The organism is Nocardioides donggukensis (assembly GCF_014842875.1).
GTDB lineage: Bacteria > Actinomycetota > Actinomycetes > Propionibacteriales > Nocardioidaceae > Nocardioides > Nocardioides donggukensis.
Map to the genome: position 1 here is coordinate 1 of NZ_JACYXZ010000005.1, position 21,593 is coordinate 21,593.

At 71.1% G+C, this 21,593-nt stretch carries 20 protein-coding genes and 2 tRNA genes; 8 read left to right on the forward strand and 14 right to left on the reverse strand.

Going from position 1 to position 21,593, the window contains the following annotated elements:
• Positions 1–126 precede the first annotated feature (126 nt).
• The 11 genes from IE331_RS15210 to dnaA all read right to left on the reverse strand — a co-directional run bounded on the left by IE331_RS15210 (position 127) and on the right by dnaA (position 12,285).
• Positions 127–199, reverse strand: a tRNA-Ala gene (locus IE331_RS15210).
• A gap of 27 nt (positions 200–226) precedes the next feature.
• Positions 227–352, reverse strand: a complete 126-nt coding sequence (locus tag IE331_RS16635) for a DLW-39 family protein (RefSeq protein WP_318646834.1) — start codon at positions 350–352, stop codon at positions 227–229.
• A gap of 37 nt (positions 353–389) precedes the next feature.
• Positions 390–463 (reverse strand) — tRNA-Ile (locus IE331_RS15215).
• Positions 464–663: 200 nt separating this feature from the next.
• A complete protein-coding gene (locus IE331_RS15220) occupies positions 664–1,203 on the reverse strand; it encodes a DUF3566 domain-containing protein (protein ID WP_192144325.1) in 540 nt (179 codons plus the stop codon).
• Positions 1,203–3,989, reverse strand: a complete 2,787-nt coding sequence (gyrA, locus tag IE331_RS15225) for a DNA gyrase subunit A (protein ID WP_192144326.1) — start codon at positions 3,987–3,989, stop codon at positions 1,203–1,205. The genes IE331_RS15220 and gyrA overlap by 1 nt, the downstream gene beginning before the upstream one ends.
• A gap of 73 nt (positions 3,990–4,062) precedes the next feature.
• Positions 4,063–6,162, reverse strand: coding sequence for a DNA topoisomerase (ATP-hydrolyzing) subunit B (gene gyrB, locus IE331_RS15230; RefSeq protein ID WP_192144327.1), 2,100 nt, complete (start codon positions 6,160–6,162; stop codon positions 4,063–4,065).
• A 252-nt stretch (positions 6,163–6,414) separates the two neighbouring features.
• Positions 6,415–7,077 carry a DUF721 domain-containing protein gene (locus IE331_RS15235; RefSeq protein WP_201931834.1) on the reverse strand — a complete coding sequence of 221 codons (663 nt, stop codon included), beginning with the start codon at positions 7,075–7,077 and terminating at the stop codon, positions 6,415–6,417.
• Positions 7,070–8,218 (reverse strand): DNA replication/repair protein RecF, encoded by a 1,149-nt coding sequence (recF, locus tag IE331_RS15240; protein ID WP_192144328.1) that lies wholly within the window; start codon positions 8,216–8,218, stop codon positions 7,070–7,072. Before recF ends, IE331_RS15235 begins: the two co-directional genes overlap by 8 nt.
• A 135-nt stretch (positions 8,219–8,353) precedes the next feature.
• Positions 8,354–9,271, reverse strand: a complete 918-nt coding sequence (gene gnd, locus IE331_RS15245) for a phosphogluconate dehydrogenase (NAD(+)-dependent, decarboxylating) (protein ID WP_192144329.1) — start codon at positions 9,269–9,271, stop codon at positions 8,354–8,356.
• Positions 9,272–9,309: 38 nt separating this feature from the next.
• Complete coding sequence (gene dnaN, locus IE331_RS15250; protein ID WP_192144330.1) at positions 9,310–10,455, reverse strand: DNA polymerase III subunit beta; 1,146 nt, start codon at positions 10,453–10,455, stop codon at positions 9,310–9,312.
• A gap of 375 nt (positions 10,456–10,830) precedes the next feature.
• Positions 10,831–12,285 (reverse strand): chromosomal replication initiator protein DnaA, encoded by a 1,455-nt coding sequence (gene dnaA, locus IE331_RS15255; protein ID WP_192144331.1) that lies wholly within the window; start codon positions 12,283–12,285, stop codon positions 10,831–10,833.
• A 537-nt stretch (positions 12,286–12,822) separates the two neighbouring features.
• Here dnaA and rpmH point away from each other — a divergent pair.
• The 8 genes from rpmH to IE331_RS15295 all read left to right on the forward strand — a co-directional run bounded on the left by rpmH (position 12,823) and on the right by IE331_RS15295 (position 18,085).
• A complete protein-coding gene (gene rpmH, locus IE331_RS15260; protein WP_192144332.1) occupies positions 12,823–12,960 on the forward strand; it encodes a 50S ribosomal protein L34 in 138 nt (45 codons plus the stop codon).
• Between the two features lie 24 nt (positions 12,961–12,984).
• Complete coding sequence (gene rnpA, locus IE331_RS15265; RefSeq protein ID WP_192144333.1) at positions 12,985–13,335, forward strand: ribonuclease P protein component; 351 nt, start codon at positions 12,985–12,987, stop codon at positions 13,333–13,335.
• Positions 13,332–13,580 (forward strand): membrane protein insertion efficiency factor YidD, encoded by a 249-nt coding sequence (gene yidD, locus IE331_RS15270; protein WP_192144334.1) that lies wholly within the window; start codon positions 13,332–13,334, stop codon positions 13,578–13,580. The genes rnpA and yidD overlap by 4 nt, the downstream gene beginning before the upstream one ends.
• Complete coding sequence (gene yidC, locus IE331_RS15275; protein WP_192144335.1) at positions 13,581–14,546, forward strand: membrane protein insertase YidC; 966 nt, start codon at positions 13,581–13,583, stop codon at positions 14,544–14,546. It abuts the gene before it with no gap.
• A 198-nt stretch (positions 14,547–14,744) separates the two neighbouring features.
• Entirely contained in the window at positions 14,745–15,173 is a 429-nt protein-coding gene (locus IE331_RS15280; protein WP_318646844.1) for a Jag family protein, read from the forward strand.
• Between the two features lie 67 nt (positions 15,174–15,240).
• Complete coding sequence (gene rsmG / locus IE331_RS15285; protein WP_201931836.1) at positions 15,241–15,921, forward strand: 16S rRNA (guanine(527)-N(7))-methyltransferase RsmG; 681 nt, start codon at positions 15,241–15,243, stop codon at positions 15,919–15,921.
• Between the two features lie 167 nt (positions 15,922–16,088).
• Positions 16,089–17,027, forward strand: coding sequence for a ParA family protein (locus IE331_RS15290; protein WP_318646835.1), 939 nt, complete (start codon positions 16,089–16,091; stop codon positions 17,025–17,027).
• The gene (locus IE331_RS15295; RefSeq protein ID WP_192144339.1) at positions 17,024–18,085 is read left to right on the forward strand and encodes a ParB/RepB/Spo0J family partition protein; all 1,062 of its coding nucleotides are present in this window, start codon (positions 17,024–17,026) and stop codon (positions 18,083–18,085) included. The genes IE331_RS15290 and IE331_RS15295 overlap by 4 nt, the downstream gene beginning before the upstream one ends.
• A 218-nt stretch (positions 18,086–18,303) precedes the next feature.
• Here the strand turns inward: IE331_RS15295 and IE331_RS15300 are convergent, their stop codons facing one another.
• The 3 genes from IE331_RS15300 to IE331_RS15310 all read right to left on the reverse strand — a co-directional run bounded on the left by IE331_RS15300 (position 18,304) and on the right by IE331_RS15310 (position 21,515).
• Entirely contained in the window at positions 18,304–19,065 is a 762-nt protein-coding gene (locus IE331_RS15300) for a lysophospholipid acyltransferase family protein (RefSeq protein ID WP_192144340.1), read from the reverse strand.
• A gap of 107 nt (positions 19,066–19,172) precedes the next feature.
• Complete coding sequence (locus tag IE331_RS15305; protein ID WP_318646845.1) at positions 19,173–20,102, reverse strand: D-alanine--D-alanine ligase family protein; 930 nt, start codon at positions 20,100–20,102, stop codon at positions 19,173–19,175.
• 99 nt (positions 20,103–20,201) lie between these two features.
• Positions 20,202–21,515: an aminotransferase-like domain-containing protein gene (locus tag IE331_RS15310; RefSeq protein WP_192144341.1), complete on the reverse strand. Its 1,314-nt coding sequence runs from the start codon at positions 21,513–21,515 to the stop codon at positions 20,202–20,204.
• Positions 21,516–21,593: the final 78 nt, after the last annotated feature.

The following is a 21,593-nucleotide window of genomic DNA, read 5'->3' on the forward strand; positions in this document are numbered from 1 at the left end:
CCACCACATCGACCCCACCAAGACCTACTGGCGCAACACACAAAGAACCCCGGGCCGATGGCCCGGGGCTCCTCAGTGACCCATGTCGCGACTCAGGCGAGACCCATGTCGCGACTCATCACAGTGTGGAGCCTAGGGGACTCGAACCCCTAACCCCCTGCTTGCAAAGCAGGTGCGCTACCAATTGCGCCAAGGCCCCGTGATCCGTCGGCAGCGCCGACCCGGATCAGCTGCGGGGGACGTCGTCGGTCGCGGCCGCCCACAGGGCCTGCTCGCGCTTGGACTCGGCCATCTTCTTGTTGGCGAGGACGGCGCCGGCCGCGGCCAGGGCGAGCAGGAAGAGCTTCTTCACGGTGGTTCCCCTCGATCGATGTCCGGGTGCGTGGCGGTGGGCCTAACAGGACTTGAACCTGTGACCTCTTCCTTATCAGGGAAGCGCTCTAACCGTCTGAGCTATAGGCCCGGGGTCGGGGTGAACCGACGGGGAAGATTACCCCACCCGTCGCGGCGGCGACAAAACGGGGTGCGCGGCCGCCGACACAAGCGACGGGTCGACGCGATCAGGCCCGACACATGCGACGGGTCGACGCATTCAGGCCCGACACACGCGACGGGTCGGCGCGATCCGGCCCGACACAAGCGACGGGTCGGCGGCGGGTCGGGTCAGCGCTCATCCTCTGCGAGGGTCAGCTCGACGCCGCCGAGCAGGGCGGCGGCCATGTTGTAGAGGAAGGCACCCAGGGTCGCGATCGCGGTCAGCAGCACCACGTCGATCACCGCGACCAGCATCGTGAAGCCGAGCACCCGCGAGGTGCCGAGGTAGTCCTCGATCGCGAAGTTCGTCGTCGACTCGCCGCCGATCACGTCGGCCACCATCTGGTCCACCGACTCCCAGACCCCGGCCGCGCCGAGCACCGACCAGACGATGAAGACCGCGACCACGGTGACGATGCCGAAGGCGACCGAGAGCAGGAAGGAGGTCTTCATCACCGACCACGGGTCGATCCGGGTCAGCCGGAGCCGGGCCCGCCGGGGGCGCCGGCCGCCCGACGTCTTGGCGGCCTGCTCGGCGTGCTGCTTGGACTCCGGGTTGGCGCTGGCCCGCATCTCGTCGGCGGCCGTCGAGAAGGCTCCGCTGATCCGCTCGCCGAGGGTCGCCGAGCCGGGGGCCTTGGTGGCCTTGGTCTTGGTCTTCTCGGTCATCAGGCGTCACTCTCCCCGGGGGCGTCGTCGCTGCCGATTGTTGCATCCCCCTCGGTGGCGTCGCTTCCAGCGGCGTCAGTGGCGGCGTCATCGGCCACCTCATCGGCCGGGGCTGCGGGCGCGCCGGCAGCATCCGACTCGGCCGCCTCCTCGGCCGCCTCCTCGACGGCCTCCTCGACCCGGGCCTCGACCGAGCGGGCGACGACGGCCACCGCGTCCCCGGACTTGGGGGAGACGAACTTGACCCCCATCGTCGAGCGCCCGGTCGGCCGGAAGTCGGCGTTGATCGGGCTGCGGACGACCTGGCCGCCGTTGGTGATCGAGAGCACCTCGTCGCCGTCCTCGACGATGAAGGCGCCGACCAGTCCGCCGCGGTCCTCGTTGGTGAGCGCCATCGCCTTGATCCCGATGCCACCGCGCGACTGCAGGCGGTAGTCGCTGATCCGCGACCGCTTGGCGAAGCCGCCGTCGGTGATCGTGAAGACGTACTGCGTGCGCACCTCGGCGGGCAGCTGCTCCTCCACCTGCTCCGCGGTCGGCTCTCCGACGGAGGGATCCCCAGGATCGACTGCGGCCTCGACCGCCTCCTCGGCGGCCTCCTCGGCAGCGACCTGCGAGGCCCGGATCACCGACATCGAGAGCACCGAGTCGCCGTCGCGGAACTTCATGCCAGCGACACCGGAGGTGGCCCGGCCCATCGGCCGCAGCTGGGTGTCGTCGGCCCGGAACCGGATCGCCTGGCCGCGCCGCGAGACCAGCAGGATGTCGTCGGCGGAGTCGACCAGCTCGGCGCCGATCAGCTCGTCGTCGTCCTCACGGAAGTTGATCGCGATCACGCCGGCCTGGCGCGGGCTGTTGTAGTCCCCGAGCCGGGTCTTCTTGACCAGGCCGCTGCGGGTGGCCAGCACGAGGTACGGCGCCTGCTCGTAGTCGCGGATCGCCAGCACCTGGGCGATCGACTCGTCGGGCTGGAAGGACAGCAGCCCGGCCACGTGCCCGCCCTTGGCGTCGCGGGAGGCCTCGGGGAGGTTGTAGGCCTTGGTGCGGTAGACCCGACCGGCCGTGGTGAAGAAGAGCAGCCAGTGGTGGTTCGAGGTGGCGATGAAGTGCTCCACCACGTCGTCACCGCGCAGCGTGGCTCCGCGCACGCCCTTCCCGCCGCGCTTCTGCGTGCGGTACTGGTCGGCGCGGGTGCGCTTGGCGTACCCACCGCGGGTGATCGTGACGACCAGCTCCTCATCGGGAATCAGGTCCTCCATCGAGAGGTCCCCGTCCGCGGCGATGATCTGGGTGCGCCGCTCGTTGCCGTACTTCTCGACGATCTCCTCGAGCTCGTCGGCGACGATCTGCCGCTGCCGGGCATCGTTGGCGAGGATGTCCTCGAGGTCGGCGATGATCGTCTCCAGCTCGGCGAGCCGGTCCATGATCTTCTGCCGCTCCAGCGCCGCCAGCCGCCGAAGCTGCATGTCCAGGATCGCCTGCGCCTGGATGTCGTCGATCTCGAGCAGCTCCATCAGCCCGGTGCGCGCCTCGTCGACGTCGGGGGAGCGGCGGATCAGCGCGATCACCTCGTCGAGGGCGTCGAGCGCCTTCACCAGGCCGCGGTAGACGTGGGCCTGGCGCTCGGCCTCGGCGAGCCGGTAGCGGGTCCGGCGCTGGATGACCTCGATCTGGTGGGCCACCCAGTTGCTGATGAACTGGTCGATCGTCAGCGTGCGCGGCACGCCGTCGACCAGGGCCAGCATGTTCGCGCTGAAGTTGGTCTGCAGCTCGGTGTGCTTGAGCAGGTTGTTGAGCACCACCCGGGCGACGGCGTCGCGACGCAGCACGACGACCAGCCGCTGCCCGGTGCGCCCGGAGGAGTCGTCGCGGACGTCGGAGATCCCCTGGACCTTGCCGGAGTCGGCGAGCTCGGCGATCTTCAGGGCCAGGTTGTCCGGGTTGACCATGTAGGGCAGCTCGGAGATCACCAGGCAGGTGCGGCCCCGGTTGTCCTCGTCGATCTCGATGACCGCGCGCTGGGTGACCGAGCCGCGGCCGGTGCGGTAGGCCTGCTCGATGCCGTCGCGGCCCACGATCAGCGAGCCGTTGGGGAAGTCGGGGCCCTTGATCCGCTCCACGAGTGCGTCCTGGAGCTCCTCGCGGCTGGCGTCGGGGTGGTCCAGCGCCCAGCGGGCCCCCTCGGCGACCTCGCGCAGGTTGTGCGGCGGGATGCTGGTCGCCATCCCGACCGCGATCCCGGCCGAGCCGTTGACCAGCAGGTTCGGGTAGCGCGAGGGCAGGATCGTCGGCTCCTGCGACCGGCCGTCGTAGTTGGGCTGGAAGTCGACGGTGTCCTGCTCGATGTCGCGCACCATCTCCAGCGCGAGCGGCGCCATCCGGCACTCGGTGTAACGCATCGCGGCCGCGGAGTCGTTGCCGGGCGAGCCGAAGTTGCCCTGGCCGTTGACCAGCGGCGCGCGCATCACCCACGGCTGGGCGAGCCGGACCAGGGTGTCGTAGATCGCGGTGTCGCCGTGCGGGTGGTACTGACCCATCACGTCGCCGACGACGCGCGAGCACTTCGAGAAGCCGCGGTCGGGCCGGTAGCCCCCGTCGTACATCGCGTAGAGCACCCGGCGGTGAACCGGCTTCAGCCCGTCCCGTACGTCGGGCAGCGCCCGGCCGACGATGACCGCCATCGCGTAGTCGATGTAGGCGCGCTGCATCGAGGTCTGGAGCTCGATGGGCTCGATCCGGCCGCCCGGGCCCGCAGGGGTGCCGCCGTCGGTGGGGGTCTCGGTCACGATTCGTCTCTCTCCATGGTTCTACGGATGTCTAGTGGAAGGACAAGAAAGCCGGATAGTCGGCTGAGCTCGCTCAGATGTCGAGGAACCGGACGTCCTTGGCGTTGCGCTGGATGAACGAGCGGCGCTGCTCGACGTCCTCGCCCATGAGCACCGAGAAGATCTCGTCCGCCTGCGCGGCGTCGTCGAGGGTGACCTGGAGCATCAGCCGCTGGTCGGGGTTCATCGTCGTGCTCCACAGCTCCTCGGCGTTCATCTCGCCGAGGCCCTTGTAGCGCTGGACCGGGTTCTCCTTGGGCAGCTTCTTGCCCTGGGCGAGACCGTCGCGGGTCAGCGCCTCGCGCTCGGCGTCGGAGTAGACGAACTCGTGCTCGGCCGGCTTGTTCCAGCGGATCCGGTAGAGCGGCGGCTGCGCCATGTAGACGTACCCGTGCTCGATGAGCGGGCGCATGAACCGGAACAGCAGCGTCAGCAGCAGGGTGTTGATGTGGTGGCCGTCGACGTCGGCGTCGGCCATGAGCACCACCTTGTGGTAGCGCAGCTTGTCGAGGTCGAACTCCTCGTGGATGCCGGTGCCGAGCGCGGAGATGATCGCCTGGACCTCGGCGTTGGCGAGGACCTTGTCGATGCGGGCCTTCTCGACGTTCAGGATCTTGCCGCGGATCGGCAGGATCGCCTGCACCCGCGGCTCGCGCCCCTGGCGGGCCGAGCCGCCGGCCGAGTCGCCCTCGACGATGAAGACCTCGCACTCGGCCGGGTTGGTCGACTGGCAGTCCGACAGCTTGCCCGGCAGGCCGCCTCCGCCGAGCAGGCCCTTGCGGCTGCGGGCCAGGTCGCGGGCCTTGCGGGCCGCCATCCGCGCCGAGGCCGCGGCCTGGGACTTGCGGACGATGTCACGACCCTCGGCCGGGTTCTCCTCCAGCCAGGCACCGAGCTGGTCGTTCATGATCCGCTGGACGAAGCCCTTGGCCTCGGTGTTGCCGAGCTTGGTCTTGGTCTGGCCCTCGAACTGCGGCTCGCCCATCTTGATCGAGATGATCGCGGTCAGGCCCTCGCGGATGTCGTCGCCGGAGACCCGGTCCTCGCGCTTCTTGATCAGCCCCCACTCCTCGCCCCAGTGGTTGACCAGGGAGGTCAGCGCGGCCCGGAAGCCCTCCTCGTGGGTGCCGCCCTCGTGGGTGTTGATGGTGTTGGCGAAGGTGTGGACCGACTCGGTGAACGAGGTGTTCCACTGCATCGCCACCTCGAGGCTCATGTGGTTCTCGGCCGACTCCGGGGTCTCGGCCTCGAACGAGATCACGCTCGGGTTGGCCTTGTCCTTGCGCCGGTTGAGGTGCTCGACGTAGTCGACCAGCCCGCGCTGGTAGCAGAAGGTGCGCTCGATCCCGCCGCCGTCGCCGCGGTGGATCGCGTCACTGCCGGCCTGGTCGACGTCCGCGGAGACGGTCTCGTCCTCGACCGCCTCGGCCACCTCGATCGCCGAGGGCCGCTCGTCGCGGACCACGATCTCCAGGCCCTTGTTGAGGAACGCCATCTCGCGGATCCGGTTGGTCACCGTCTCCAGCGAGTACGTCGTGGTCTCGAAGATGTCCTCGCTGGCCCAGTAGCGGACCGTCGTCCCGGTGCCCTCGCCGTCCTCGAGGGGGCGCACCTGCTCCAGCGGCCCGTCGGGGATGCCGAGCTGGAAGCCCTGCCGCCACAGGTGGCCGCGGTTGCGGACCTCGACCGTCAGCCGGCTCGAGAGCGCGTTGACCACCGAGACGCCGACGCCGTGCAGACCGCCGGAGACCTTGTAGCCGCCGCCGCCGAACTTGCCGCCGGCGTGCAGCATCGTCAGCGCCATCGTCACCGCGGGCAGCTCCTGCCCGGGCGCGGTGTCGGTCGGGATGCCGCGGCCGTTGTCCTCGACCTGGATGCTGCCGTCGGCGCCGAGCGTGAGCACGATCCGGTCGCAGTGACCGGCCAGCGCCTCGTCCACCGCGTTGTCGACGATCTCCCAGATCAGGTGGTGCAGGCCCCGCTCACCGGTGGAGCCGATGTACATGCCGGGCCGCTTGCGCACCGCCTCCAGACCCTCGAGCACCTGGATCGCGGAGGCGTCGTACGCCGTGCCGACCGGGGGAGCGTCCTGCGAGCGGGTGGTCGACGTGGAGACCTCGTCGGGTTGCGACACGAGCACCTTCTTCTGTTCGTCCCTGGCTGGTGCGCCGACCGGGTGCCGGCATGCAGAAGGTCGCGGCTACGGGAGCGGGCGACCTCGTCTCATGGTACCCGTGAGAGGCCCTGGATCCACGCACGCGGTCCAGGAACGGGGGGATCTGTGGAGGAAATCCGTGCGAGGGGCCCCCTGAGCGGCTCCACAAGCGCCGCGCAGGGGTCCCGATGGGTCCCGATACGGACGTGCGGCCGCCGGATCGGCACGTCGTCAGCCGTAGGTGTCCCGCGGACCGCGCCCGTCGCGGCTGCCGAGCCGGCCCTTCTTCCAGGACGGGAGGTTCGGTCCCTCGACGTCGATCACGGTCACCGAGCCGTGCCCGAGCTCCTCGTTGAGCCGGCGCACCAGGGTGGGGGCGAGCAGCCGGAGCTGGGTCGCCCACGCGGTCGAGTCGGCGCGCACCGTGAGCCGCCCGTCCACCAGTCCGGTCGGGGCGCAGTGCTGGGAGACCTCCTCGCCCACGATCTGGGACCAGCGGCCGAAGACGCCGCGCACCTTCAGGTCCATCGCCCAGCCCTGGTCGGAGACGAGCCGACCCAGGCTGGTGTCGAGCAGCTGGGGGTCGCGCTCGTCGGGGAAGGCCCCGGAGGTGCGCGGCCGACCCCGACCGGGCTGGCGACCGGGCTGGCCGGACCGGCCACCGGAGCCCTCGCCGCCGCGGCGCCGGCCCGGGCGGCGGGGGGCGTTCTGGGCAGCGCCCACGATCGAGCGGGCGATCGAGCGGGCGAGGTCCAGGCCGGTGTCCTGGTGCTCGACCTGGTGGTCGGCCTCGTGCTCGTGTCCGTGCTCGTCCCCGTCTGCTGGGCCTGCGGCCTCGGCCCCCTCGTGCGGCCGGTCCGCGTTCTCCTGGTCCGGATCCGGCTGGTCACTCACGGCGCACCTCGCCGTCGCCGACGACGTACCGGATCCCGGCCAGCACCTCGGGCACGTCGGCGGGCACCGCGGCGGTGACCAGGACCTGCTCGGCGCCCGCGACCAGCTCCGCGAGCTGGTGCCGGCGGGCGGTGTCGAGCTCGGCGAAGACGTCGTCGAGGATCAGGATCGGGTCGTCGCCGTCGCTGCGGAGCAGGTCGTAGGAGGCCAGCCGCAGCGCCAGCGCGAACGACCACGACTCGCCGTGCGAGGCGTAGCCCTTCACCGGCAGCCGGGTCTCGGCGCTGCCGAGGGTGAGCAGCAGCTCGTCGCGGTGCGGGCCGACCAGCGAGACACCGCGGTCCAGCTCGTCGCGGCGGCGCCGCTCCAGCTCGGCGAGCAGCGCGCCCTCGAGCGGGGTCGGCTCGGGCAGCACGCCGTCCAGGGCGAACGACGGCCGGTACTCCAGGTCGGCGTCGTCGCGGCTGGCGCCGCGGGCGACGGTCTCGTAGGCCTTGCCGACGTAGGGGCGCAGCATCTCGACCAGCTGCAGCCGCTCGGCGAGCAGCTGGGCGCCGGTGCGGGCGAGGTGCTCGTCCCACGTCGCCAGCGTGGCCAGGGCGCCGTCCTGCCCGGAGCTGCCACGCCGGGCGGCGCCGGCGGTCTTCAGCAGCGTGTTGCGCTGCCGCAGGATCCGGTCGTAGTCGGCGCGGACGCCGGCGAACCGGGGCTGGCGGAGCACCATGAGGTCGTCGAGGAAGCGGCGCCGGTCGGACGGGTCGCCCTTGACGAGGGAGAGGTCCTCGGGGGAGAACAGCACGGTCCGGACCAGGCCGAGGATCTCCCGGGGGCGGGGGAGCGGCGACCGGTTCACCCGCGCCCGGTTCGACCGGCCGGGGTTGAGCTCGACCTCGAGGACGGCGGTCCGGCCGTCCTTGACCACGGCCGCCCGCACCACCGCCTGCTCGGCACCGGCCCGGACCAGCGGCGCCTCGGACGCGACCCGGTGCGAGGCCAGCCGGGAGAGGTAGTCGATCGCCTCGACGAGGTTGGTCTTGCCCTGCCCGTTCCGGCCGACGAACGCGACGACGCCCGGCTCGAGGGGCAGCTCGAGGGCGGCGTACGAGCGGAAGTCGTGGAGGCTGAGGTGGGAGACGAACACGTCGTGGGGATTCCTGCCGGCGGGTGGGGACGGGCTCAGCCTAGGCTCGGCGGGAGGTCACGGCCACACACGCTCCGGCGCGGGTCGCCGGTCGGCCCCTCGCCGATCGGCGCCTCGCCGGTCGGCCCTCGCCCATCAGCTCGGCGCGCTGTCCTCGCCGACGTCCCCGCCGGGAGGAGCACTCGCCTGGACGGCGTGCCCGCCGAACTGGTTGCGCATCGCGGCGACCGCCTTCATCGCCGGGCTCTCGTCCTGGCGGGAGACGAACCGGGCGAAGAGTGCCGCGGAGATGGCCGGCGCCGGCACCGCGTTCTCGATCGCGGCCTCCACCGTCCACCGGCCCTCGCCGGAGTCGTCGGCGTAGCCGCGGATGCCGGCCAGGCCCTCGTCGTCGTCGAGGGCGGCCACCAGCAGGTCCAGCAGCCAGGACCGGATCACCGTCCCCTCCCGCCAGGAGCGGAAGACCTCGGTGACGTTGTCGACCATGTCGACCTTCTCGAGCAGCTCGAAGCCCTCGGCGTAGGACTGCATGAGGGCGTACTCGATGCCGTTGTGGACCATCTTGGAGAAGTGCCCGGCGCCGACCCTGCCGGCGTGCACCCAGCCGAACTCGCCCTCGGGCTTGAGCGCGTCGAAGGCCGGCTGGACCTTCGCGACGTCCTCGGCGCTGCCGCCGGCCATGAGCGCGTAGCCGTTCTCCAGGCCCCAGACCCCGCCGGAGACGCCGCAGTCGACGAAGCCGACGCCGCCCTCAGCCAGGGTCTCCGCGTGCTCGAGGTCGTCGGTCCACCGCGAGTTGCCGCCGTCGACGACGACGTCGCCCTCGCCGAGCAGGTCCCGCAGCGCCGCCACGGTCTCGCGGGTCGGGTCGCCGGCCGGCACCATCACCCAGACCACCTTGGGCGAGGGCAGCGCCTCGACCAGGTCCGCCAGCGAGTCGACGTCGCTGACCTCGGGGTTGCGGTCGTAGCCGACGACGGTGTGCCCGGCGCGCCGGAGCCGCTCGCGCATGTTGCCGCCCATCTTGCCCAGGCCGACGAGTCCGATGTCCATGGCGGGGTTCCTCCCGGTGGTCGTGCGGTGGTCCGCGGTCAGGACAGGAGGCGCCGCGGCATGAGCAGGTAGCGGAAGACGTTGGCGCCGCCGGAGGTGCCGTCACCGGTGGTGCCGCTCATGACGACCGGCTTGGAGGCCTGGGTGAAGGCCAGCTCGACGACGGAGGCCTCGATGGCGGTCAGCCCGTCGAGCAGGAACTGCGGGTTGAAGCCGGTGGTGATGTCCTCGCCGTCGATGGTGGCCTCCAGGGCCTCGCTGGCCTGGGCCTCGTCGCCGGAGCCGGCGTCCAGGGTGAGCTGGCCGTCGCTGAACGCGAGCTGGACCGCGGTGTTGCGCTCCGCGACCAGCGACACCCGCTTCACCGAGTCGATGAGCTCGTTGCGGTCGACCCGGGCGACCGTCTGGTGCTCGCTGGGGAAGAGGCTGCGGACCTTGGGGAACTCACCGTCCAGGAGCCGGGTGGTGGTCCGGCGTACGCCGCCGGGCGCGGCGCCCTCGAACCCGATGATCCCCTCACCGGAGGCGCCGGCGGCCAGCGCGATCGTCACCTCGCTGCCGGAGGTGAGCGACTTGGCGGTGTCGGCGAGGACCTTGGCGGGGACCAGGGCGGCCAGCGACTCGTCGGGGGTGCGGGGGTCCCAGGCGAGCTCGCGGTGCGAGAGCCGGAACCGGTCGGTGGCCAGGAGCGAGATGGTGCCGCCGTCGATCTCGAGCCGGACGCCGGTGAGCACCGGCAGCATGTCGTCGCGGCCGGCCGCGGTGACCGCCTGGGCGACGGCGTGCGCGAAGACGTCGCTGGCGACGGTGCCGGTGGCGGTGGGCATGTCGGGCAGCGAGGGGTAGTCCTCGACCGGCATCGTCTGGAGGCTGAACCGGGCCGAGCCGCAGGTCAGCGAGACCCGGGACCCGTCGATGACCATCTCGACGGGCTTGTTCGGCAGGCTGCGGCAGATGTCGGCGAGCAGCCGGCCGCTGACCAGGGCGCGGCCCTCGTCGCTCACCTCGGCGCTGAGCGTGGCGCGGGCCGAGGTCTCGTAGTCGAAGGTGGAGAGGACCAGGCCCTCGTTGCCGGCATCGATGAGGAGGCCGGCGAGGACGGGCACGCTCGGACGGACCGGCAGGCTGCGCGCGGCCCAGGCCACGGCATCGGCGAGGACGTCGCGCTCGACGCGGAACTTCACGGTTTCTCTTGCCTCCGGTTAGTGCATGACACGTGTGGACTGAGCATCCTGCCATGCACCCGGGCGGCTGGGGAGGCTCGGTGCGGATCCTGTGCTTCCGGCCCGGGAGTTCTCCCCAGGCAGGGGGCCCGCAGGGAGTTCGCGGTCCAAGGATCCAGAGATAGGTCTCATCGTTGTCATAGGGTCCGTGGAAACTGTGGAGAACTCGGGTCACCGCAGGTCAGCGGTCGTTTCCACGCGCACAGGGCCTGTGCATCGAGCGGTGGAACCACACGTTCTCGGTGTGCACGACCCGGGTCGCCCACGGGGTCCGGTGTGGTCGTCCACAGGCCGTCCCGAGGTGTGTCCCGGCCTGGCCCCCGGTTCTCCACAGGCTCAGCTCTGGCGGGCCTGCATCTTGATCCGGTTCGTCAGCTCGCTGACCTGGTTGAAGACCGAGCGGCGTTCGGCGAGCAGCTGGTTGATCTTCCGGTCGGCGTACATCACCGTCGTGTGGTCGCGGTTGCCGAACTGGGCGCCGATCTTGGGCAGCGACAGCTCGGTGAGCTCGCGGCACAGGTACATCGCGATCTGCCGCCCCTGGACCAGGTGCCGGCCGCGGCTGGGGCCGGTGAGGTCCTCGATCGAGACCCCGAAGTAGGCGGCGGTCTGGGCGATGATGGCGGCCGCGGTGATCTCCGGCTCGCCGCCCTCGGGGATCAGGTCCTTGAGGACGATCTCGGCGAGGGTGAGGTCGACCTCCTGCCGGTTCAGGCTGGCGAACGCCGTGACCCGGATCAGCGCGCCCTCGAGCTCGCGGATGTTGGTCTGGATCTTGCTGGCGATGAACTCGAGCACCTCGGGCGGCGCGGTCATCCGCTCCATCGCCGCCTTCTTGCGCAGGATCGCGATCCGGGTCTCCAGGTCGGGCGGCTGGACGTCGGTGATGAGGCCCCACTCGAACCGGCTGCGCAGTCGGTCCTCGAGCTGGTCGAGCCGCTTGGGTGCCCGGTCGGAGGTGAGCACGATCTGCTTGTTCGCGTTGTGGAGGGTGTTGAAGGTGTGGAAGAACTCCTCCTGGGTGCGGTCCTTGCCCTCGAGGAACTGGATGTCGTCGATGAGCAGGACGTCGACCTCGCGGTAGCGGCGCTGGAAGGTCTCGGTGCGTCCGTCCTTCACCGCGTTGATGAACTCGTTGGTGAACTCCTCGCTGGAGACGTAGCGCACCTTCGCCCCGCGGTAGAGCGAGCGCACGTAGTGGCCGATCGCGTGCAGCAGGTGGGTCTTGCCGAGGCCGGAGTCGCCGTAGACCAGCAGCGGGTTGTAGGCCTTGCCCGGCGCCTCGGCCACCGCGACCGCGGCCGCGTGCGGGAACCGGTTGGACGAGCCGATCACGAAGGTCTCGAAGACGTACTTCGGGTTGAGCCGGGTCTCGAGCGCGCCGGACGCGGCTCCCTGGAGGGCATGGGTCGACATGTCGATAAAGGGACTTGTCGGCTCGGGGAGCGGCGCGGGCTCCGGCTCGGGCGCGGCAGCGTGGGAGGGGTGCGGGGCGTGGGTCGCCTCGGGGTCCTCGAGCGGTCCGGCGTCGTCGAGCTGCGGGTTGACCGTGACCGCGATCCGCACCTGCTGGCCGAAGGCGTCGGTGAGCGAGTCCTCGAGGCGGGTCCGCAGCCGGCCCTCGAGCTGCTGGCGGGTGAAGTCGTTGGGGACCGCGATGATCGCGGTGTGCTCGTGCAGGGTGACCGGCTCGCTGGAGCGCAGCCAGGCCCGCTGGCTGGGCTGCAGGTCGTCGACGAGGGCCCGCCAGACGGTGGCCAGGTCGACGCCCTGGCCGCGTGCGTTCTCCACGAGATTCCTCTCCCCGTTCCGATCGGCGACCGGGTCCGGCCGACGCGTTCCGTTCTGCTACCGGTCGCGCCGCCGCAGGGCACGGAGCAGGCAGTTGGTCCACAACTTTGTCCACAGGCTGTGAACCTGCTCGCCCGACTGTGGACAAGCACTCTCCAAGACTCACGCCGCCCGCGGTCACGAACACGTCTTCCCAGTTCAGAGCCCATTTCTGAGCCTTGTGAGCGGGGTCACAGCCGGTGTGGACCGTGGCCGTCGGCGGGGAGCCGGGGAACCTCGGAGGAGGGGAACGTAACAAGCGCAGCGACGCCGGAGCAAGCCTTCATCCACAGGCTGGCGGGCGGCTGGTTTGACCCTGTCTCCGGGCAGCGCGTACCGTTGCTCAGTCTGGCCGGTGTCGACCGGTGCCGCATGTCCACGACCAGGCCCGTGCGCGGGCCCGTATGCGTGGCTGGGCGGTGCCAGCCGAAGTTGCTGCCTGCCCCCGGGCACCGGACGTGGACATCCGCAACCGACACGCAATCGAAAGAGATCGACGTGAGCAAGCGTACTTACCAGCCGAACAACCGTCGCCGGCACAAGGTGCACGGCTTCCGCCTGCGCATGCGGACCCGCGCCGGGCGCTCGATCCTCTCCTCGCGCCGCCGCAAGGGTCGCAGCAAGCTCGCCGTCTGAGCCGCCGAACGAATCCGAGCGGCCGTGCTGGCCAGGGAGCACCGACTCACCTCGAGCGCTGACTTCCTCCTGGCCACGAGGCAGGGCCGCCGTGCCGGCTCCGGCACCCTCGTCGTCCACCTCCGGGTGGCGCAGGAGGCCGAGGCCGGCCCGGGACCGGCTCGCGTCGGGTTCGTGGTGAGCAAGGCGGTCGGGAATGCTGTGCACCGCAATCGCGTGAAGCGCCGACTCAAACACCTCGCCCGGGAGCACGTCTCGTCGCTCCCGGGCTCTGCTGTGCTCGTGATCCGGGCGCTGCCGCCGGCGGCCGCCGCGTCGTACGGCGACCTCGGCCGCGACCTCGCCCGCTGCCTGGAGCGGGTGAGCGGCGCGTGAAGTACCCGCTCATCTGGTTCCTCAAGGCCTACCGGCTGCTGATCTCGCCCCTCTACGGCCAGGTCTGCCGGTACCATCCCAGTTGCTCGGCGTACGCGCTGGAGGCGGTCACCGTCCACGGCGCGATCCGCGGCTGCTGGCTCTCGATCCGGCGCCTGGCCAGCTGTCATCCCTGGGCACGCGGTGGCTACGACCCCGTACCGCCACGCCGTTCCGCATCCGCCTCGCAGACGCTAGGAGCCTGAGTGTCCTTCTTCGGAGCCATCGGCAGCTTCATCATGACGCCGCTGTACTACGTGATCTCGGTGGTCATGATCGGGTTCCACAACGTGATCAGCAAGCTCCTCGAGCCCGCCGGTGGCGCCTCGTGGGTGCTCTCGATCGTCGGGCTGACGGTGGTGATCCGGGCGGCGCTGATCCCGCTGTTCGTCAAGCAGATCAAGTCCTCGCGGAACATGCAGATGTTGCAGCCGAAGGTCAAGGAGCTGCAGAAGAAGTACGGCCACGACCGGGAGCGGCTCGCACAGGAGACGATGGCGCTCTACCGCGACGCCGGCACCAACCCGTTCGCCTCCTGCCTGCCGATCCTGCTGCAGATGCCGATCTTCTTCGCGCTGTTCCGGCTGCTCGACGCCGCCTCGGACGGCGATCCGCGCGGTGTGCTGAGCAAGAGCCAGGCCGAGCAGTTCGGCAACGCCGAGCTGTTCGGGGTCCCGATCTCGAAGACCTTCATCACCGCGGACGGCGACATCGGCGTCCAGATCATGGCCCTGTTCTTCGTGCTCGCGATGCTGGTGACCACCTTCCTGACCCAGCGCCAGCTGATGACCAAGAACATGCCCGAGAGCGCGATGACCGGGCCCTACGCGCAGCAACAGAAGATGCTGCTCTACGTCCTGCCGGTGGTCTTCGCCGTCGGCGGCGTCGCCTTCCCGATCGGCGTCCTCGTCTACTGGACGGTCTCGAACCTGTGGACGATGAGCCAGCAGTTCTACGTGATCCGGCGGAACCCGGCTCCCGGGACGCCCGCCGCGCAGGCGAAGGCGGAGCGGGACGCCCACAAGGCGGCCCGCAAGGGGCACCCGGTCGTCGAGGAGCCGGGCTCCACCATGATCGAGCCGGCGCCGGAGCCCCCTCGCCCGGCCAAGCGACAGCAGCCGCAGCGCAAGCCCCGTAGCCAGCGCAAGCAGCCACCCAAGAAACGTTCCTGACCCATCGACGTCGAAGGAGAGAGCCACGTGAGCGACGAGGCGACCGAGACCACTGAACGACCCACCGACACCGAGGAGCACGAGGCTCCCGAGGCCCGGGGGGACGAGAACCGCGAGGACACCGAGGACACCGAGGGTTCCGCGTCCGGCAGCGCCGGCCGTCCGAGCAAGGTCGAGCGACTCGAGGCCGAGGGCGACATCGCCGCGGACTACCTCGAGGAGCTGCTCGACATCGCGGACCTGGACGGCGACCTGGACATGGACGTCGAGGGTGACCGGGCCGCGGTCTCGATCGTCGGCGCTGAGCTCGACCAGCTGGTCGGCGCCAAGGGCGAGGTGCTCGAGGCGCTCCAGGAGCTGACTCGGCTGGCGGTGTACCGGGAGACCGGTGAGCGCTCCCGCCTGATGCTGGACATCGGCGGCTACCGCGCTGACCAGAGGGCCCGCCTGGTGGTCCTGGCCCAGGAGACCGTCGCCGAGGTCGAGAAGACCGGCGAGCCGGTGTCGCTGGACCCGATGTCGCCGTTCGAGCGGAAGGTCGTGCACGACGCGGTGGCTGACGCCGGCCACAGCTCGGAGTCCGAGGGTGTCGAGCCCCGTCGCTACGTCGTCGTCCTACCTGGCTGATCCGATGGGCGATGTTTCACGTGAAACACCCTCCGAGCCGCCGGCCCCGCCGGACGTGGCCCGGAGGGTGTTCTCGTCTGCGTCGCTCCCCCGCGTCCAGCAGTACGCCGCCCTGCTGGCCGATGCGGGGGTGGTGCGGGGGCTGATCGGTCCTCGTGAGGTGCCCCGGCTGTGGGAGCGCCATCTGCTCAACTGTGCGGTCGCCGGCGAGCTGATGCCCGAGGGCTCGACCGTGTGCGACCTCGGCAGCGGGGCCGGCCTTCCGGGCCTGGTGCTGGCGCTGCACCGCCCGGACCTGCGGATCACCCTGGTGGAGCCGCTGCTGCGGCGGACCACCTTCCTGGAGGAGGCCGTCGCCGCCCTGGGCCTGGACACCGTCTCGGTCCACCGGGGCCGGGCCGAGTCGCTGCACGGCCGGGAGACCTACGACGTGGTGACCTCCCGCGCCGTCGCCCCGTTGGAGCGGCTGCTGGGCTGGTCGATGCCGCTCGTGGCGCCCGGAGGGGCGATGGTGGCGATGAAGGGGAGCTCGGCAGCGCAGGAGCTGGCCGACTCCGCGGAGGCCCTGGCCCGGTGGGGCGCCGGCGAGGCCACGGTGCACGAGGCCGGGGTCGGCCTGCTCGATCGGACGACGATGCTGGTCCGGGTGGCCCGCGGGCGGTCCGGACAGGTAGGTTGTGCCGATGCCACGGGGGCGTCGTCGGGAAGCTCCCAGTCACTCGGGAAGACGCGTCGGCGGAGGTCGTGACCATGCCTGAAGATCAGCGTGACGTCGAGGACCAGCCGACCGCACCCCAGTTATCCACCGATGCTCCCCCGCCTGCTGAGCGTGGTTATCCACAGACGGGGCCAGTTCATCCACAGGAAGAGGATTCCGTGGTTTCACGTGAAACATCAGCTGGGCCGTCCGGATTCGTGGTCCGCACCGCGGCCGATGTCGCCTCGCTGGAGCCCGGTTACGCCGACGAGACCACTCCGTTGGCCCGGGCCGCGGAGCACTCGCTGCTGGCCCGGCGCACCGCCTACGGTCGGCCGGCCGTGGCCCGTCCACCGGCCACCCGGGTGATGGTGGTGGCGAACCAGAAGGGCGGGGTCGGCAAGACCACCTCGACGGTGAACCTGGCCGCCGCCCTGTGCCAGCTCGGTCAGCGGGTCCTGGTGATCGACCTCGACCCCCAGGGCAACGCCTCGACCGCCCTCTCGGTGGAGCACCGGCGTGGCGTGCCCTCGACGTACGACCTGCTCGTGAACGGCGCCACCCTGGCCGAGGTGATCACCGAGAGCCCCGAGGTGCCCGGGCTGTCGGTGGTGCCGGCCACGATCGACCTAGCCGGCGCGGAGATCGAGCTGGTCTCGGTGGTGGCCCGGGAGAGCCGGCTCTACCGCGCGATCCAGGCCCATCCGGCCGTGGGTGCCGCCGCGGAGGCCGGGGAGGAGCGGTTCGACTACGTGCTGGTCGACTGCCCGCCCTCGCTCGGCCTGCTGACGCTCAACGCGCTGGTGGCCGGCGAGGAGATGATGATCCCGATCCAGGCGGAGTACTACGCGCTGGAGGGCCTGGGCCAGCTGCTGGAGACCGTGGAGATGGTCCGCCAGCACCTCAACCAGCGGCTGAGCGTCTCCACGATCCTGATCACGATGTACGACGCCCGCACCCGGCTGGCGTCCGGCGTCGCCGACGAGGTGCGCGAGCACTTCGGTGAGACCGTGCTGCGCACCTCGATCCCGCGCTCGGTGCGGATCTCGGAGGCCCCGTCGTACGGGCAGACCGTCATGACCTACGACCCGGGCTCGCCGGGGGCCCTGAGCTATCTGGAGGCGGCCCGCGAGATGGCAGTCAGAGGAGCACGATGAACCAGCGGCAACCACAGCGACGCGGCCTGGGACGCGGCCTCGGCGCGCTGATCCCGACGGCGCCCCCCGAGGACGCGTCGGCGTCGACCCGGGAGGGCGACCAGCCCAGCGGCTCGTTCGCCGCCGACGGGCGTCCCCGTGGCGACGCGTCGTCGGCACCCCGGTCGGGGTCAGGCATGGGGTCCACCGTGGACGACGGAGGGCACGGCGGGGCCCCGGAATCCGGGGGCCGCGAGCTCGAGCCGGTCGCGGGAGCCTACTTCGCGGAGGTGCCGCTCTCCGCGATCACGCCCAACCCGCGCCAGCCGCGCCAGGTCTTCGAGGAGGAGGCCATGGGCGAGCTGGTGCACTCGATCCGTGAGGTGGGGCTGCTCCAGCCGGTCGTGGTCCGCCGGACGGGGGAGCACGCCTACGAGCTGATCATGGGCGAGCGCCGGTGGCGCGCCGCCCAGCAGGCCGGCCTCACCGAGATCCCCGCGATCGTCCGTCAGACCGACGACGTGGACATGCTCCGTGACGCCCTGCTGGAGAACCTGCACCGCTCCCAGCTGAACCCGCTCGAGGAGGCGGCGGCGTACTCGCAGATGCTCGAGGACTTCGGCTGCACGCACGACGAGCTGGCGCAGCGGATCGGCCGCTCCCGGCCGCAGATCAGCAACACGCTCCGACTGCTGCGGCTCTCCCCGGCCGTCCAGCGCCGGGTCGCCGCCGGGGTGCTCTCCGCCGGCCACGCCCGGTCGCTGCTCGCCGTCGACGACGGCGAGCGCCAGGACAAGCTCGCCCAGCGGGTCGTCGCCGAGGGGATCTCGGTGCGCGGCCTGGAGGAGATCGTCGCCGTCGGCGAGGAGGGCTCCGCTCCGCGGGTGACCCGCCGCAAGCCGACCGCCCCCGGGCTGACCGACCTCTCCGACCGGCTCTCGGACCGCTTCGAGACCCGGGTGAAGGTCGACCTCGGCAAGTCCAAGGGCAAGATCACCGTCGAGTTCGCCTCCATGGACGACCTGCAGCGGATCGTCGAGATCATGGACCCCCGCAACCGTCGCGACAGGCCGATCTAGCAACAGAGCGATATATCACTTTGTCGACATATCGGTGATCTGACCGAACTGAGTTCATGGCCGCCTGTCAAACAGCCGCAATTGCGGCCGTGTGACATGTTTTTGGCGCAGAAATGTGTCACACGGCCACAATTGCGGGCGAATGACATGGCCAGGCTTGCGGGCGAATGACATGGCCGGTCTTGCGCTCCCAGGACCTCCGAGACCCCGACCCGAGGTCAGCGCTTCTTGGCGGCCTTGCGCTGGGCGCGCTGGCGCTTCTCGGCGGCGTCGAGCGCCTCGGCCTCCTCGAGGGTGGGCGCGGAGCCGCCGTACGTCGCGGGGAGCCACCACGAGCCCGGGGGCTGCTCCTCGGCCGGGTAGGCGGTGATCGCCTGGTCGAGCAGGGTTTCCATGCGTTGCTGCAGCTCGGCGGTGTCGGCGCGTGGGTCGGTGCCGGTGGGGTGCAGCGGCTCACCCACCTTGACGATCACCGTCTTGTGCCGCGAGAAGTCCTTCGGGTGGTCCTTGGTGTACATCCGCTGCGTGCCCCACAGCACCACCGGGATCAGCGGCACCTCGGCCTTGGCCGCGATCCGGGCCGCTCCGGTCTTGAGCTCCTTGATCAGGAACGACCGCGAGATCGTCGCCTCCGGGAAGATCCCGACCAGCTCACCGCGGCGCAGCTGCTCGGCGGCGACGTCCATCGAGGCGAGGCCGGCCGACCGGTCGACGGAGATGTGCCCGAACGAGCGCATCACCGGCCCCCCGACGGGGTTGTCGAAGACCTCCCGCTTGGCCATGAACCGGGTCAGCCGCTTCTGCTCGGCGCCCGGGTAGCCGGCCATGAGGTAGTCCACGTAGGAGATGTGGTTGACCGCCAACAGCGCCCCGCCCTCGCGCGGGATGTGCCCGGTGCCGTCCATGCGGATGTCGATGTCCCCGAGCCGGAACCAGGTCTTGGCGGCCGCGATCACGATCGGGTAGGTGATGTCGGGCATCGGGACTCCTGGTTGAGCGGGTACGACGGGGGGCTGAGCGGGTGCGCCGGAGCGCCGGGTCCGACAGGGACAGGGGCCGAGGCCGGCGGCACCCGGGTGGGGGAAGGCTAGCGTGCCACCGCGGCCCGCACGAGCGAGCTCATGACCTCTCCCAGGTCGAGACCGGCGGCGCCGACCGAGAGCGGCACCGTGGAGGTCTCGGTGAAGCCGGGCGCCACGTTGACCTCGAGGAACCACACCTCGCCGGCGGCGTCCACGATCAGGTCCGACCGGGACAGGTCGCGCAGCCCGAACGCCTCGTGGACGGTCAGGGCCACCCGGGCGCACTCGGCGGTCGCCTCGTCGCTGAGCGGCGCCGGCACCACGAACTCGGTGCTGCCGGCGGTGTAGCGGGCGGTGTAGTCGTAGACGCCCCCGTCCGGCTGGATGGCGACCGCGGGCAGCGCCCGCGGACCGGTGCCGTCGTCGACCACCGGGACCGCGACCTCCTCGCCCTCGATGAACTGCTCCAGCAGCGCCACCGACCCGTAGGCGAACGCGTTCACCATCGCCGAGGGCAGCTCGGCGGCGTCGTGGACCACGGTGCAGCCCAGCGCCGAGCCGCTGCGGGTCGGCTTGACCATGAGCGGCAGCCCGAGACGCTCGACGAGCGAGCCCATCACCGCGCCGGCCCCCAGCTCCCGGAAGGTCTCGTGCGGCAGGCAGACCGACTCCGGGGTGCGTACGCCGGCGCGCGCGGCGATGGTCTTCGCGACCGGCTTGTCGAACGACACCCGGCAGGCGGCCGGTGCCGCCCCGACGTAGGGCAGGCCGACCAGCTCGAGGACCTCCCGGATCGCCCCGTCCTCACCGGTCTCGCCGTGCAGCATCGGCACCACGCAGGCGGGCGGGTCGGCCATCAGGGCGGCCAGCAGGGTGGCGTCGACGTCGCGCTCCTCGACCGCCACCCCGGCACCGCGCAGGGCCTCCGCGACCCGGCGTCCCGAGCGCAGCGAGACGTCCCGCTCGTGGGAGAGGCCGCCGGCGAGCACGACCACCCGGCCGCCGCCGACGCGGGACCCGCCGGCCACGACCGGCGCCGGGTCGGGTGCCAGGCCGGGCGTTGGGCTCTCTGCTGGGTTCTGCACGGGGTCTCCTCAGCTCAGGTCGCTGCTCGGGGCGTCGTACCCGCTGCGGGGCAGACCCGGGACGGTCGCGGTGGCGCCGAACATCTCGCGCAGCTCCATCTCCGCCTCGAGCACGCCGGCCAGGCGGCGTACCCCCTCCCGGATCCGCTCCGGCGTGGGGTAGCAGAAGGACAGCCGCATCGAGCCGGCGCCGAAGCCGTCGGCGAAGAACGCCGTGCCCGGCACGTAGGCGACCCGGGCGGTCACCGCGCGAGGCAGCATCGCCTTGGCGTCGATGCCCGGCGGCAGGCCGACCCAGACGAAGAACCCGCCGCTCGGCGTGTTCCACGTGCAGGAGGCGGGCAGGAAGTCCTCCAGGGCCTCCATCATCGCGTCCCGCCGGTCGCGGTACATCTCGATCATCTGCTTGATCTGGCCCTGCCAGTCGTGCGAGGTCAGGTACGTCGAGACCGCCATCTGGCTGAACGCCGGCGGGCACAGGGTGGCCGACTCCTGTGCCAGGACCAGCTTCTCGCGCACCGCGTGCGGGGCCAGCGCCCAGCCGACCCGCATCCCGGGCGAGAACGTCTTCGAGAACGAGCCGAGGTAGATCACGCCCTCCGCCTCGTCGGCGCGCAGGGCCCGCATCGGCTCGGCATCGAAGCCGAGCAGCCCGTACGGGTTGTCCTCGAGCACCAGGATGTCGTGCTCGCGGCAGATGTCGAGGATCTCCCGGCGCCGGGGCAGGGACAGGGTCACGCCGGCCGGGTTGTGGAAGTTCGGGATCGTGTAGAGGAACTTGATGGTCTTGCCCGCGGCCTTGGTCGCCACGATCGCCTGCCGCAGGGCCTCCGGGACCAGGCCGTCGGCGTCCATCTCGGCGTGCACGACGTCGCACTGGAAGGACTTGAACACCCCGAGCGCGCCGACGTACGACGGCGCCTCGCAGATCACGACGTCACCGGGGTCGCAGAAGATCCGGGTGACCAGGTCCACGGCCTGCTGGGAGCCGACGGTGACCACGACGTCGTCGGGGTGCGCCTCGATGCCCTCGAGCCGCATGACGTCGGTGATCTGCTCGCGCAGCCGGGGGTCGCCCTGCCCGGAGCCGTACTGCAGCGCGACCGGCCCGTGGTCGCGGATCAGGTCCCCGATCGCCTCCCCGACCACGTCGAGCGGGAGCCCCGAGATGTTCGGCATCCCGCCGGCCAGCGAGACCACCTCGGGCCGGCTGGCCACCGCGAACAGCGCCCGGATCTCGGAGGCGGTCATCCCCTGGGTGCGCGCGGCGTACCGGTCGACGTAGGAGTCGAGTCGGGTGTGGCCTGCGGAGAGCTCGTTCATGACGGCACTAGCATGGTCCATGGAGGGGCCCCGCGCAGCACCGGGTGCGTTCCGGCCCCACCGCGTGCCGACCCCCGG